This window comes from Streptomyces sp. Ac-502, assembly GCF_045222935.1.
Taxonomy (GTDB): Bacteria; Actinomycetota; Actinomycetes; order Streptomycetales; family Streptomycetaceae; genus Streptomyces; species Streptomyces monomycini.
The window spans coordinates 3,009,844-3,022,536 of record NZ_JBHFFO010000001.1; the positions used below are offsets into that span (position 1 = coordinate 3,009,844).

Here is a 12,693-nt window from a genome sequence, read left to right on the forward strand (position 1 = left end):
CCCGGCCTCCGGCGCGGAACGCGCCATCTCAGCCGACCATGCCGTCCGCCATCTCCTCCGACAGGTTGGACTCCGTGCCGGGGATGCCCAGGTCCTGGGCGCGCTTGTCGGCCATGGCCAGGAGGCGGCGGATGCGGCCCGCGACGGCATCCTTGGTCAGGGGCGGGTCCGCGAGGGCGCCCAGTTCCTCCAGGGAGGCCTGCTTGTGGTCCATGCGCAGGCGGCCGGCCGCAGCGAGGTGCTCGGGCACCTCCTCGCCGAGGATCTCCAAGGCGCGCTGGACCCGGGCGCCCGCGGCGACCGCGGCGCGGGCCGAGCGGCGCAGGTTGGCGTCGTCGAAGTTGGCGAGGCGGTTGGCCGTGGCGCGGACCTCGCGGCGCATCCGCCGCTCTTCCCAGGCCAGTACGGACTCGTGGGCCCCCAGGCGCGTCAACAGCGCGCCAATCGCATCACCGTCACGGACGACGACGCGGTCCACGCCGCGTACCTCGCGGGCCTTGGCGCCGATGCCGAGCCGGCGGGCGGCGCCGACCAGGGCGAGGGCGGCCTCGGGCCCGGGGCAGGTGACCTCCAGGGAGGAGGAGCGGCCGGGCTCGGTGAGCGAGCCGTGGGCGAGGAAGGCCCCGCGCCAGGCCGCCTCGGCGTCACAGGTGGCCCCGGAGACGACCTGCGGGGGCAGGCCGCGGATGGGCCTTCCGCGGCCGTCGACCAGGCCGGTCTGGCGGGCGAGCTGGTCGCCGCCGGCGACGACCCGTACGACGTAGCGGCTGCCGCGCCGCAGGCCGCCGGGGGCCATCACCACCAGGTCGGAGGAGTGGCCGAAGATCTCCAGGATGTCCTTGCGCAGCCGTCGGGCGGCGATGCCCGTGTCCAGCTCCGCCTCGATCACGATCCGGCCGCTGACCAGGTGCAGACCACCCGCGAACCGCAGGATCGACGAGACCTCCGACTTCCGGCAGCAGGTCCGGGTGACGGGGAGCCGGGAGATTTCGTCCTTCACCGCTGCCGTCATCGCCATGGGCCGATCCTTCCATGCATCCGAAAAATACGGTCGTACGCGGCGGCCAGCAGCTCCGGGTCGTGCCGGGCGGCACCCTTGTGGGTCTCCGCCGTGCCGCAGGGGCTGCCGGGCGCGGCGACCTCCGCCAGCTCGACCTCGCTGCCCACGAGCTGTTTGGCAGCGACGGTCAGGCTCTCGGTGTCGGGCACGGCGGCCCGGTCGGCCAGCACCACGTCGAAGGCGAGTTTAGGGGCGTGTCGGGCCAAAACCTCCAAATGACGCTGCGGGGAAAAGCCATCGGTTTCGCCGGGCTGGGGTGCCAGGTTCAGCGAGAGGACCTTACGGGCCTTGGTCTCCTCCAGCGCCTCGCGCAGCTCGGGCACGAGCAGGTGCGGGATGACGGAGGAGAACCAGGAGCCGGGGCCGAGCACCACCCAGTCCGCGTCGCGGACCGCGGCGACGACCTCGGGCACGGCGGGCGGATCCTCCGGGACGAGGTGCACGGACTGCACCTCGCCGGGGGTCAGGGCGACCGTGGCCTGGCCGCGGACCGTGGAGACTTCGTCCGGGCGCGTCTCGTCGTGGCCCTTGACCAGGGCCTGGAGCTCCAGGGGTACGGCAGACATGGGCAGCACCCGGCCGTGCGCGCCGAGCAGCTTGCCGACCAGGTCCAGGGCCTGGACGTGGTCGCCGAGCTGTTCCCACAGGGCGACGATGAGGAGGTTGCCGACGGCGTGGTCGTGCAGTTCGCCCTCGCTGGTGAAGCGGTGCTGGATCACCCGGGACCAGGTCTGGCCCCAGTCGTCGTCCCCGCACAGCGCGGCGAGCGCCTTGCGCAGGTCGCCGGGCGGCAGGACGCCCAGCTCGTCGCGCAGCCGGCCGCTGGAGCCGCCGTCGTCGGCGACCGTGACCACGGCGGTCAGGTCGCCGGTGATGCGGCGCAGCGCGGCCAGCGAGGCGGACAGGCCCATGCCGCCGCCGAGCGCCACGACCTTGGGCGTGGCGCCCCTGCCGGAGCGGCTGCCCGGGACCAACTTGCGGACCCGGCGCAGCCGCAGGGGACGGGCGGTCATTCGCGCCCCATGTCCCGGTGGACGACGACGGTCTCGACGCCTTCGGAGACCAGGCGGTGGGCGAGCTTCTCGGACATGGCGACGCTGCGGTGCTTGCCGCCCGTACAGCCGACGGCGATGGTCACGTACCGCTTGCCTTCGCGGCGGTAGCCCTCGGCGACGATGCGCAGCAGCTCCGCGTAGCCGTCCAGGAACTCCTTGGCGCCGGGCTGGCCGAAGACGTAGCCGGAGACCTCGTCGTTCAGGCCGGTGTAGGGGCGCAGCTCGGGGACCCAGTGCGGGTTGGGGATGAAGCGGCAGTCGATGACCATGTCGGCGTCGACGGGCAGGCCGTACTTGAAGCCGAAGGACATGACCGTCGCGCGCAGCTCGGGCACCTCCTCGCCGGCGAACTGGGCGTCCATCTTGGCGCGCAGCTCGTGGACGTTCAGGCTGGAGGTGTCGATGACCAGGTCGGCGTCGCCGCGCAGCTCGCGCAGCAGGTCGCGTTCGGCGGCGATGCCGTCGACGATGCGCCCGTCGCCCTGGAGGGGGTGCGGGCGGCGGACGGACTCGAAGCGGCGCACCAGGGCCTCGTCGGAGGATTCCAGGAAGACGATGCGGCGCTTGACGCTCTGTGCGTCGAGGGTGGCCAGGGACTCCTTGAGGTTGTCGAAGAAGCGCCGGCCGCGGACGTCCACGACGACGGCGATCCGGGCGACGTTGCCCTGCGAGCGGGCGCCCAGCTCGACCATGGGCGGGATCAGCTCGGGCGGGATGTTGTCGACGACGAACCAGCCGAGGTCCTCCAGGCACTTGGCGGCCGTGCTGCGGCCGGCCCCGGACATCCCGGAGATGATCACCAACTCGGGGATGGCGGCACTCTCGCCCGTGTCGGCATCGCGCATCGCGCCCGTACTCACCTGTGCACCGTCTCTCTCTGTCGTGCGGGGAGGCCGGGTGTCCTGCGCTTCCCGCGTGTCGTGCTTGTGCTGCTCGGTACTGCTGCTCATCGTTCCTGCCCCCGTTCTGACGACAACGCGGCCGGCGGGGTCACGTCATCCTCAATGATCTCTCCTGTGGCGGTGTTCACTGCCGGGGCGGGCGGGGCCGCTCCGGCCAGCGCCGCCGCGATCGTCTCGGCCGTCTTGCGGCCGATGCCGGGCACCTCGCAGATGTCCTCGATCCGTGCGGCGCGCAGCCGCTTGACCGAGCCGAAGTGCTTCAGCAGGGCCTGGCGGCGACTCTCGCCGAGGCCGGGGACGCTGTCCAGCGGCCCGGTCTTGAGGCGCTTGCCGCGCTTGTTGCGCTGGTAGGCGATGGCGAAGCGGTGGGCTTCGTCACGGACGCGCTGGAGGAGGTAGAGGCCCTCGCTGCTGCGGGGCAGGACGACGGGGTCGTCCTCGTCGGGCACCCAGACCTCTTCGAGGCGCTTGGCCAGGCCGCAGACGGCGACGTCGTCGATGCCCAGCTCGGACAGGGCCCGCTGGGCGGCGGCGACCTGCGGCTGGCCGCCGTCCACGACGACGAGCTGCGGCGGGTACGCGAAGCGCTTGGGGCGGCCCTCCTCGTCGGTGGGGCCGGTGGCCACGGGCGCGTCCTCGTCGGCTGGGCCAGTGGCGAGCCCGGTGGCGGGACCGGCTGCGGGCCCGACTGTGGGCACGGCGGTGGATTCGGTGGCGGGCCCGGCGGTGGGTTCGGCGGCGGACCCTGCGGCGGCCGTCTCGTCCTCGCCGGCGGGCGCCTCCTCGTCCCACTCCCCCGTCTGCTGCTTCTCCTGGAGGTAGCGCCGGAAGCGGCGGCCGACGACTTCGTGCATGGCCCGGACGTCGTCCTGGCCCTCGAAGGTCTTGATCTGGAAGCGGCGGTACTCGCTCTTGCGGGCCAGGCCGTCCTCGAAGACCACCATCGAGGCCACCACGTCGTCGCCCTGGAGGTGGGAGATGTCGAAGCACTCGATGCGCAGCGGCACCGAGTCCAGGCCGAGGGCCTGGGCGATCTCCTCCAGGGCGCGGGAGCGGGTGGTCAGGTCGGAGGCGCGCTTGGTCTTGTGCAGGGCCAGGGCCTGCTGCGCGTTGCGCTGGACCGTGGCCATCAGGTCCTTCTTGTCGCCGCGCTGCGGGATGCGCAGTGAGACGTTGGAGCCGCGGCGCACGGTGAGCCACTGCTGGATCGGTTCGACCGGGTCGGGCAGGGCCGGGACCAGCACTTCCTTGGGCACGGCGTCGCCGCTCTCCTCGCCGTACAACTGCTGGAGGGCGTGCTCGACGAGGGCGGCGGTGTCCACGTTCTCGACCTTGTCGGTGACCCAGCCGCGCTGGCCGCGCACCCGGCCGCCGCGGACGTGGAAGATCTGCACGGCCGCTTCCAGCTCGTCCTCGGCGAGGGCGATCAGGTCGGCGTCGGTGGCGTCGGCGAGCACCACGGCGCTCTTCTCCATGGCCCGCCGGAGCGCGTCCACGTCGTCACGCAGCCGGGCCGCCCGCTCGTACTCCATCTCCTCGGCCGCCTCCTGCATGGACTTCTCCAGGCGGCGGATGTAGGCACCCGTACGGCCGGTCATGAAGTCGCAGAACTCCTCGGCCAGTTCGCGGTGCTCTTCGGGGAGACGCGGCCGACGCAGGGGGCCGAGCACTTGCCGATGTAGCCGAGCAGGCAGGGGCGGCCGATCTGGGCGGAGCGCTTGAAGACCCCGGCGGAGCAGGTCCGTACGGGGAAGACGCGCAGCATCAGGTCGACGGTCTCGCGGATGGCCCAGGCCTGGCCGTACGGGCCGAAGTAGCGCACGCCCTTCTTCTTGGCGCCGCGCATGACCCGGACTCTGGGGTACTCCTCGTTGAGGGTGACGGCCAGATACGGATAGCTCTTGTCGTCGCGGTACTTGACGTTGAACCGCGGGTCGTACTCCTTGATCCAGGTGTATTCGAGCTGGAGCGCCTCGACCTCGGTGTTGACGACCGTCCACTCGACGGATGCCGCGGTGGTGACCATGGTGCGGGTACGCGGGTGGAGATTGGCCAGGTCCTGGAAGTAGCTGGACAGGCGCTGGCGCAGGCTCTTGGCCTTGCCGACGTAGATGACGCGGCGGTGCTCGTCACGGAATCTGTAGACCCCGGGCGAGTCGGGGATCTGTCCCGGCTTGGGTCGGTAACTGCTGGGGTCTGCCATGCCGCCCACCCTACTTGGGGGCAGTGACAGCGGGCGGACCGTGGGCCGCTGCGGGCATGCACGCCGGGGGTACGGCGCGGGAGGAGGCGCTGCCGCACGCGCGGGCGCGGGGCGCCCGGCCCGGACCGGTGGGGTTCGTCCGGCCCGGACGGGTGGGGTCCGTCCGGGCCGGGTGCCGGGGCGGCGCCCCGGGCGGGTCTCAGCGGCTGTGGCGCCTGCGCAGCGCCGCGGCGCCGGAGAGCCCGAGGGCGAGCAGGGCGGCGGTGCCCGCGACGGCCGAGGCGGCGGTCACCGGGCCGCTGCTGTCGCCCGCCGCGGCGCCGGCCGCGACGGGCTGTCCGGGCGTGCCTTCCTGGGCGGCCCCGCCGTCGGCGCCGGACGCCTGCGGGCCGTACCCGCCGGCGGCGCCGCGCCGGTCGTACGCGGAGCCGGGCAGCTTGTCGCCGTACGCCTTGGCCACCCGCTTCTGGTACGCGGCGACGGTGGTGCCGCCCGCGCCGACCGCCTTGCGCGCCTCGGCGTCCAGCGGCCGGACGCGGTCGCCGCGCTGTTCGTACCAGGCGTTGATCTGCGGTTCCTGGAAGACCGTGCCGCCGTCGCCGGCCGCGCTGTAGCGGGCCTCGTCGTCGCCGGTCGCGATGTTGACGACCTTCCAGGAGCCGCCGGACTCGGCGGTCCACACGGACGCCTTCTGCCCGTCGGCGGAGACCGCGGTGCTGGCCAGGAACTCCAGCCGGGAGACGGGCGCCCCGGCCTTGCCGCGGACGAAGTCGGCCGACAGGACGTACACGGGCACGGTCCGTCCCTCGATCCGCGGCCGTGCCTTCGTCCGGGCGACCGCGCCGTCGCGGGCGAAGAAGCGGGAGAGCGTCGCGAGGGTGTCCGGCGCGGTGGCCGCCGTGCGGGCGGCGGTGACGGCCGACGCGGCGGGCGCGGGCGGCGGTGCGGGGGTGGCGGCCAGCGCGCCCTGCGGCGCGAGACCGAGGAAGGCGGCGGTGAGCGCGCCGGTGGCGGCGGCCCGTATGGCGGCGCGGAGGGCCGGGGTGCCGCGCCCGGCGGCGGTGCCGGACACGGCCGGAGCTCTGTGCTCGGTCATGGCCTCAGGCTCCGATCCGGTAGAGGGAGTGGGTCCAGGAGAAGGAGTTGCCGTTGACGTAGTAGTTGTAGTCGCCCCAGTTGTAGCGGCTGTTGGAGCCCCACGGGTCTCCCCAGTACACCCAGTTGTCGGCGGTGTCGAAACCGTAGATCACGTGCATGTGCCCGCCGCCCGAGGACCACTGGATGCGGGTCTCCACGGGGCGCCCCGCGTTGATCTCGTTCTGGACGGTGCCGTAGCGCAGGTGGCCCGTGACGTACGAGCCCGGGTTGACGCCCATCCAGTCGAAGGCGTTCTGCACATTGCCGAGTGTGGCCTGGTTGTTGGGGCAGGTGCTGCCCTGCGAGCGGTTGAAGGCCGCGTTGCAGAACTGGTTCTGGCTGTACCTTCCTCCGTAGAAGGTGGCGATGGTGTTGCCGGAGGCGGCCCAGCACCAGTTGGTCTTCTCCTGAGCCTGCATGGAGATGTCGAGCCGGTTCGCGGCGAGCGCGCCCTGTGAGGCGGGCGCGGCGGGGGCCGCCTGGACCGCCGTGCCGGTGGGGGCGGGCGCGGCGGTGGCGGGTGTCGCGGGTACGGCGGTCAGCGCGGCGGCCGACAGTGCCGCGGCCGACAGCCATCTGCGGCGTGCGCCGCGGGTGCGTGGTGCACAGGTCATGGCGTTCCTCTCCCGGTGAGGGGGTGGGGATGGAGGAGCGCATCCGGATGCTGGTCAGGAGCATCGGGTGTTGTCGGGAGCAGGTCAACACGCTTCAATGCGGGGTGACATGGGGGTGTGGACGTCCGGTGCCGGGTGTGAACGGCTCGTGCCCGGCGTACTGCAGCGGACAGGCAGGGACAGCGCACGGTGTGAAGTCCGGTTGTGAACGTTCACCGCGCGCGCCGGAGGGTTGGGCGATGAATCAGCACATGACACAACAGGCACCACATACACCTCATGGAACTCCTCACGGAACACCTCGGGGAAAACCTCAGGAAACGCCTCTCGAACATCAGGAAGCACACGAGCGATCCCCGCACCAGGGGCCTCGGGCGCACCCGGAAAGCAGCCCGGCTTCCCCCAATCGGGCGAACTGACGCAGATTCTGCGGACCGGACCGTTCCACCTGGCCCTGCGGGCCGCCCTGGCCGCCCGCGGCCTCGCCTTGCACCGCGTCCAGCACAAGCTGGCACAGCGCGGCATCAAGGTCGGCGTGACCAGCCTGAGTTACTGGCAGCAAGGGGCGCGGCGCCCGCAGCGCCCCGAGTCGCTGCGCGCCGTACGGGCCCTGGAGGACGTCCTCGACCTGCCCGCGCGCTCCCTGCACCGGCTGCTGGTCCCCGAAGGCGGCGCGCGAGCGGAGACGACGGAGCGCCCGGCCGCCCGCTCCTACCGCTCGCTCTTCGACCCGTCCGACGCCCTGCACGCGCTCCTCGCCGAGCTGGAGGCGCCCACGGACGGCGGGCTGCACACGGTCGGCCACCACGAATGGGTCCACATCGGAGCCGGCCGCGAGCTGAGCGGTCGGCGCTCCCTCCAGGTGGTGCGCGCCCACCGGGACGGCGTGGACCGCTACATCGCCATCCACCAGGGCGACGCGGGCTGCGACCCGTCACGGGTGACCGTCACCGCCGGGGAGAACTGCCGCCTGGGACGGGTGCGCCGGAACGCGGCCACCGCGATGGTGGTCGCCGAGCTGCTCTTCGACGTCCGGCTGCGCACCGGCGACACCCACGTCTTCGGGCACAGCTTCGAGGACGGCAGCGGCGGCCAGAGCGCGGAGTACGTACGCGGCTTCCGCTTCGCCGGCGGCCAGTACGTTCTCCAGGTGTGCTTCGACCAGGCGGCGTTGCCGGTCCGCTGCCGCCGCTTCACGCAGACCAAGGCGGGCGCGCCCCGCTCGGGTCAGCAGGAGCTGACGCTGAGCGGGCAGCACCGGGCCGTACACCTGGTGGAACAGGGCGTACGGCCCGGGATCGTGGGGATCGGGTGGGATTGGGGGTGACCCCGGGCGGGGCGCCCTCCAGGAGACGCGCCCCTGGGGTGAACCCTCGAAACGGGGATGCGGCCTAGGAGGCCGGTCCCGCCCCGGTGGCCGGGACGCCCGACGCGTCGGCGTCCGCGGCCGCCGTACGGGCGTCCAGGGCGCTCGCGGCCGCCGCGTTGTCCGCGACGCGCCTTTCCAGCATCGAGATCTTGCCGTCCAGCGGGCGGTCCATCCCCGGCCATACGTCGATCTTGATGCTGACCTGGACGCGCGGCACGCGGTCGGCGACGGCCTCGGTGGCGCGCTTGACGACGTCCATGACCTCGTCCCAGTCCCCCTCGATCATCGTGTACATGGAGTCCGAGCGGTTCGGCAGCCCGGACTCCCGGATGATCTTGATCGCGTCGGCGACGTACGCCGCGCCGTTCTCCTCCACGCCCATGGGCGTCAGGGCGAAGGCAATGAGCACGGTCTTCCTCTCCTCGCAGGGAAACGGCGGCCCGTCGGCGGCCGGCCGTGGCGCGGCACCGTCACCCGCTGCCGACGTGCACCGCCCGGTACTCGCGTACCACGGGAGACCGGTAGGCATCCGCGATCCGCAGCAGGTGGCGGACCTCCTCGCCGAGATCGCCCGCGCCGGGGCCCGCGAGATTGGCCGTCTGGGCCCGCGGTGCCTCCCCGGTGCGGCGCGCGTGCAGGGCGGCGGCCAGCCAGCAGGCGGTGACGTGCGCGTCGGTCAGGTGCTCGGGAACGGCCCGCTCCCCCACGTGCCGGCGGACCCCGTCGAGCGTGGCCGGGGTGACGTAGTCCCGCAGCACGATCATCGCGTCGCGGATCTCGATCACGCGCCGGTACAGGCGCAGCTGGAGCGGCAGCACGGCGTTGCGCAGCCGGCCGTCCGACCCCAGGACCACGTCGGGGGTGACCGCCGTCAGCTCCCGCCACAGCACGGCCAGCCCCCGGTAGGACGCGCGGTCCCGCCACAGCTGCCGGGCCCCGGCCAGTACGGGCAGCGCCACCCCTGCCGCGATGAACAGCGCCTCGACGCCGGTGACCGGCGAGAACAGCGGGCCGAAGACCGGTGAACGGGTCTGGAGGTAGGCCAGTTTGAGCACCCACAGCAGGGACGCCAGCAGGATGCCGGTGCCGAACAGCCGCAGCCCGTACCGCAGCAGCCGGGGCGCGCCGGTACGGCCCTGCGACCAGCAGACGAATCCGCAGGTGGTGTCGGCCGTCAGGTGGAAGGCGAAGAAGACGTACCAGTAGGCGTCCGGCACGCTCGGGATGTCCGGCGACGGCGTGATCTGGTTGCGCGCGTGCGGCGGGCCGGTCAGGTCGAGGGCGACGAGCGCCAGCATGACGGCGAGAGCGGCGCCGAACACCAGGACGGTACGGCGCTGCCGCCCCGCCGCCTGGAAGATGAACCACAGCACGGCGGCCGCGTCGACGATGCTGAACAGGTGCGTGGACAGGTCCACCCAGTGGGCGCCCGGCACGAGGCGGGCCAGGACGGCGGTGACCGGCTCCAGGTGCATCGACATGGCCAGCGCGATCATCACGATGGCGAACCACAGGGGCCGCTGCGCCCGGTCCTTGAGGCCCTGCGGCGCCCGGGCGAGCACCACCGCCCACAGGGCCACGATGCCGGCGTCCTCCAGCCAGGCGAGGTCCGTCAGCCACGTGAACACGGTGCCCCCGGGTGACGGGTGTCGCGCGGGCCCGTACCGGACCGCAGGCCCATGCCGGACGCCAGCCCGCCGAGCGTGCCGGACAGCAGGGTCGGCGCGGGCACCCGCCCCGCGCCCTCCAGGATGAGGCTGGCGATCATCTCCGCCTCCTGCTCCTGGCGGTCGGAGTAGCGGGTGCGGCCCAGGGCCCGACGGATGGACGCCGGGTCCTCGATGTCGATGTGGCGGAAGAGCCCGGGGTCCTCGACGGCCATGCGGTGGTCGCAGACCAGGTGGCCGATCTCGTGGAGGATGATGTGCTCCTGGTGGAGCGGGCTGGTCTGCGCGTCGTAGAAGACGTAGTCGCCCTCCTCGGTGGCCAGCCACATGCCGGTCGGCATCCCCAGCCCGGTCGGGGTGGGCAGGGTCAGCAGCCGCAGCGGGCGGTCCCGGTCGGCGGCGAGCCGGGCGCACAGTTCCTGGGCGGAGAACGGCTCGGGCAGCGGTATCCCGTCGATCACGCGCCGGCAGCGGCGGCGCAGTCGCCTCCAGTGCATCGCGGGTGGCTCTCCATGGCTTGTGGGTACAGGAGGGCAGACGACCCGGTAGCGACGCCCGGTCATGCTGCCGCCGCCGGGTGGAGACACGAGGAAACCAGCACGACGACACCCCCTCGCGCGCCATCCGTGCCACGCGTCGTGCGATCGTAGATCGTCACCCGGCCCCCTGTCAGTCCCTTGCCGCCGAGCAGTCCGTTTCCGGCCAATCGCACTGTGTTACGGCGCCCGGCGCGTACCCCGCCGCCCCCGTCAGCCCGTCAGCCCGTCAGCCCGTCAGCCCGTCAGCCCGTCAGCCCGCGATCAGCTTCCCGCCCTCGGCCTTGACGGGCACCTCCGGCAGCGGCTTGGAGGCCGGTCCCTGGATGACCTTGCCGGTGGTGACGTCGAACCGGCTACCGTGGCAGGGGCAGTTGCCCTGGTTCCGCTCGACCTTGTCCAGTACGCAACCCGCGTGGGTGCACTTGGCGCTGAAGCACTTGTACTGGCCCTTCTCGGGCTGCGAGACGAGCAGGCGGCTCTCGCGGTAGAGCTTGGCGCCGCCGACCGGTACCTCGGCGGCGGCGCCCAGGGCGACGGGCTCGGCGGGTGTCGCGGACGCCTCGTCCGAGCCGCCGCCGGAGCAGGCGGCGACGCCGAAGCCCGCCGCGCCGACGAGCGCGGCCCCTCGCAGCACGGTCCGGCGGGCGGGGGGCTGGCTCATGTCGTACTCCCAGAGTTCTGGTCAGGGCGCGGCGTCACCCCGCGGCGTCGGCTCCCGACGATACCGGTACCGATCCGTCCGCTTCGGGCTGACCCGACCGGCCCCCGTCGCGGTCCTCCGGATGGCCCGACCGGCCCTTGAGCAGGTCCCGTTCGATCTCCTCCAGGCTGCGGCCCTTGGTCTCCGGCAGCAGCTTCCGTACGAAGACGAAGGCGCCGAACGTCGTCACGGCGAAGAACAGGAAGTTCACGCCGGCGCCCCAGGCGCGCAGCAGGGTCGGGAAGACCAGTGAGACGACCATGTTGAACAGCCAGTTGAACATGACGCACAGGCTCACCGCGGCGGCCCGGATCCGCATCGGGAACAGCTCCGGCAGCATCACCCACTGCACCGGCCCCCAGGAGACGGCGAAGGACGCGATGTACAGGGCGATGCCGAACAGGGTGAGGGTGGACAGCGCCGCCCCGTACCCGAGGCCGGACAGGTTCGTGACGGCCAGCACCAGCATCGCGGCGCACATCCCGAGCGCGCCGTACAGGAGCAGCGGCTTGCGTCCCTTGCGGTCGATGAGCCGCATGGCGGGCAGCGTCATCAGCATGTTCAGCAGCCCTATGCCGACGTTGGCGAGGATCGCGCCGTCGGAGCCGAAGCCGATGTCGGTGAGCAGCGTCGGCGCGTAGTAGATGATCGTGTTGATGCCGACGAAGTTCTGGAAGAAGACCAGCAGCATCCCGATGAGGAGGACCGGCCGCAGCCGCGGCGCCGCGAGGTCCTTGAGGGTCAGCGGGCGGCTCTCGGCCCGTTCGACGCGTTCGGTCTCCTCGATCTCGGCCAGTTCGGCGTCGGCCGCGCCGCCCGTACCGCGCAGCCGGGTCAGGACGTGCCGCGCCTCGTCGTTGCGGCCCTTGCCGACCAGCCAGCGGGGGCTCTCCGGCTGGGTGATGATGCCGAGCGCGAGGATCGCGGCGGGCACCACGCCCAGACCGATCATCCAGCGCCACGCCTCGGCGCCGGCGAGCAGGTAGTCGGTGACGTACGCGAGGAAGATGCCGACCGTGACCAGCAGCTGCATCAGCGAGGTCAGCCCGCCGCGCAGGTGCTTGGGCGCCAGCTCCGTCAGGTAGAGCGGTACGACGACGGAGGCGATGCCCACGCCGGTGCCGATCACGAAGCGGAAGGCGATCAGCGTCCAGGGGGTGGTGGCCAGAGCGGCGCCGAGGGTGCCGAGGATGAAGACGGCGGAGGCGGCCAGGATCAGCCGGCGCCGGCCCCAGGAGTCGGACAGCCGTCCGGACAGGCCCGCGCCCAGCATCGCGCCGACCAGCAGGCCGGAGACGACCATGCCCTCCAGGAGCGGCGTCAGCGCGATGTCGTTCTTGATGAAGAGCATGGCGCCGGAGATGACGCCGGTGTCATAGCCCCACAGGATGCCGCCGAGGGCGCCGAAGACCCAGATCAGGGCGTTCTTGATGCGTGCGGGCACGGC

11 protein-coding genes and 1 pseudogene are annotated in these 12,693 nt (G+C 72.5%); 1 reads left to right on the forward strand and 11 read right to left on the reverse strand.

Going from position 1 to position 12,693, the window contains the following annotated elements:
- Nucleotides 1-28 precede the first annotated feature (28 nt).
- The 6 genes and pseudogenes from whiA to ACEXOX_RS13660 form a co-directional block, all read right to left on the reverse strand.
- The gene (gene whiA / locus ACEXOX_RS13635) at nt 29-1,018 is read right to left on the reverse strand and encodes a DNA-binding protein WhiA (protein WP_003987139.1); all 990 of its coding nucleotides are present in this window, start codon (nt 1,016-1,018) and stop codon (nt 29-31) included.
- Nucleotides 1,009-2,073 carry a uridine diphosphate-N-acetylglucosamine-binding protein YvcK gene (gene yvcK, locus ACEXOX_RS13640; RefSeq protein WP_030023513.1) on the reverse strand — a complete coding sequence of 355 codons (1,065 nt, stop codon included), beginning with the start codon at nt 2,071-2,073 and terminating at the stop codon, nt 1,009-1,011. The genes whiA and yvcK overlap by 10 nt, the downstream gene beginning before the upstream one ends.
- Entirely contained in the window at nt 2,070-2,960 is an 891-nt protein-coding gene (rapZ, locus tag ACEXOX_RS13645) for an RNase adapter RapZ (RefSeq protein ID WP_307721268.1), read from the reverse strand. The genes yvcK and rapZ overlap by 4 nt, the downstream gene beginning before the upstream one ends.
- Before the next feature lie 101 nt (nt 2,961-3,061).
- Nucleotides 3,062-5,220, reverse strand: a pseudogene (gene uvrC / locus ACEXOX_RS13650) (excinuclease ABC subunit UvrC).
- 199 nt (nt 5,221-5,419) lie between these two features.
- The gene (locus ACEXOX_RS13655) at nt 5,420-6,316 is read right to left on the reverse strand and encodes a hypothetical protein (protein ID WP_406520815.1); all 897 of its coding nucleotides are present in this window, start codon (nt 6,314-6,316) and stop codon (nt 5,420-5,422) included.
- Between the two features lie 4 nt (nt 6,317-6,320).
- Nucleotides 6,321-6,971, reverse strand: a complete 651-nt coding sequence (locus tag ACEXOX_RS13660) for a papain-like cysteine protease family protein (RefSeq protein ID WP_406520816.1) — start codon at nt 6,969-6,971, stop codon at nt 6,321-6,323.
- A gap of 352 nt (nt 6,972-7,323) precedes the next feature.
- Between ACEXOX_RS13660 and ACEXOX_RS13665 the strand changes: the two genes are divergently transcribed.
- The gene (locus ACEXOX_RS13665) at nt 7,324-8,298 is read left to right on the forward strand and encodes a hypothetical protein (protein ID WP_406526334.1); all 975 of its coding nucleotides are present in this window, start codon (nt 7,324-7,326) and stop codon (nt 8,296-8,298) included.
- A 64-nt stretch (nt 8,299-8,362) separates the two neighbouring features.
- Here the strand turns inward: ACEXOX_RS13665 and ACEXOX_RS13670 are convergent, their stop codons facing one another.
- From ACEXOX_RS13670 to ACEXOX_RS13690, 5 genes are all read right to left on the reverse strand, one after another.
- Complete coding sequence (locus tag ACEXOX_RS13670) at nt 8,363-8,749, reverse strand: MTH1187 family thiamine-binding protein (RefSeq protein ID WP_406520817.1); 387 nt, start codon at nt 8,747-8,749, stop codon at nt 8,363-8,365.
- Between the two features lie 61 nt (nt 8,750-8,810).
- Nucleotides 8,811-9,968, reverse strand: coding sequence for an MAB_1171c family putative transporter (locus ACEXOX_RS13675; protein WP_406520819.1), 1,158 nt, complete (start codon nt 9,966-9,968; stop codon nt 8,811-8,813).
- Nucleotides 9,953-10,504: a hypothetical protein gene (locus ACEXOX_RS13680; RefSeq protein ID WP_406520821.1), complete on the reverse strand. Its 552-nt coding sequence runs from the start codon at nt 10,502-10,504 to the stop codon at nt 9,953-9,955. Before ACEXOX_RS13680 ends, ACEXOX_RS13675 begins: the two co-directional genes overlap by 16 nt.
- 292 nt (nt 10,505-10,796) lie before the next feature.
- A complete protein-coding gene (locus tag ACEXOX_RS13685) occupies nt 10,797-11,207 on the reverse strand; it encodes a Rieske 2Fe-2S domain-containing protein (RefSeq protein ID WP_406520823.1) in 411 nt (136 codons plus the stop codon).
- Between the two features lie 34 nt (nt 11,208-11,241).
- Nucleotides 11,242-12,690: a sugar porter family MFS transporter gene (locus ACEXOX_RS13690; protein WP_406520824.1), complete on the reverse strand. Its 1,449-nt coding sequence runs from the start codon at nt 12,688-12,690 to the stop codon at nt 11,242-11,244.
- Between the last annotated feature and the right edge of the window lie 3 nt (nt 12,691-12,693).

Excerpts from the sequence above, each read along its gene's own strand:
- ACEXOX_RS13660 (WP_406520816.1), bottom strand. The coding sequence starts at position 6,971 with ATGACCTGTGCACCACGCACCCGCGGCGCACGCCGCAGATGGCTGTCG.
- whiA (WP_003987139.1), bottom strand. The coding sequence starts at position 1,018 with ATGGCGATGACGGCAGCGGTGAAGGACGAAATCTCCCGGCTCCCCGTC.
- ACEXOX_RS13685 (WP_406520823.1), bottom strand. The coding sequence starts at position 11,207 with ATGAGCCAGCCCCCCGCCCGCCGGACCGTGCTGCGAGGGGCCGCGCTC.
- ACEXOX_RS13655 (WP_406520815.1), bottom strand. The coding sequence starts at position 6,316 with ATGACCGAGCACAGAGCTCCGGCCGTGTCCGGCACCGCCGCCGGGCGC.
- yvcK (WP_030023513.1), bottom strand. The coding sequence starts at position 2,073 with ATGACCGCCCGTCCCCTGCGGCTGCGCCGGGTCCGCAAGTTGGTCCCG.
- ACEXOX_RS13680 (WP_406520821.1), bottom strand. The coding sequence starts at position 10,504 with ATGCACTGGAGGCGACTGCGCCGCCGCTGCCGGCGCGTGATCGACGGG.
- rapZ (WP_307721268.1), bottom strand. The coding sequence starts at position 2,960 with ATGCGCGATGCCGACACGGGCGAGAGTGCCGCCATCCCCGAGTTGGTG.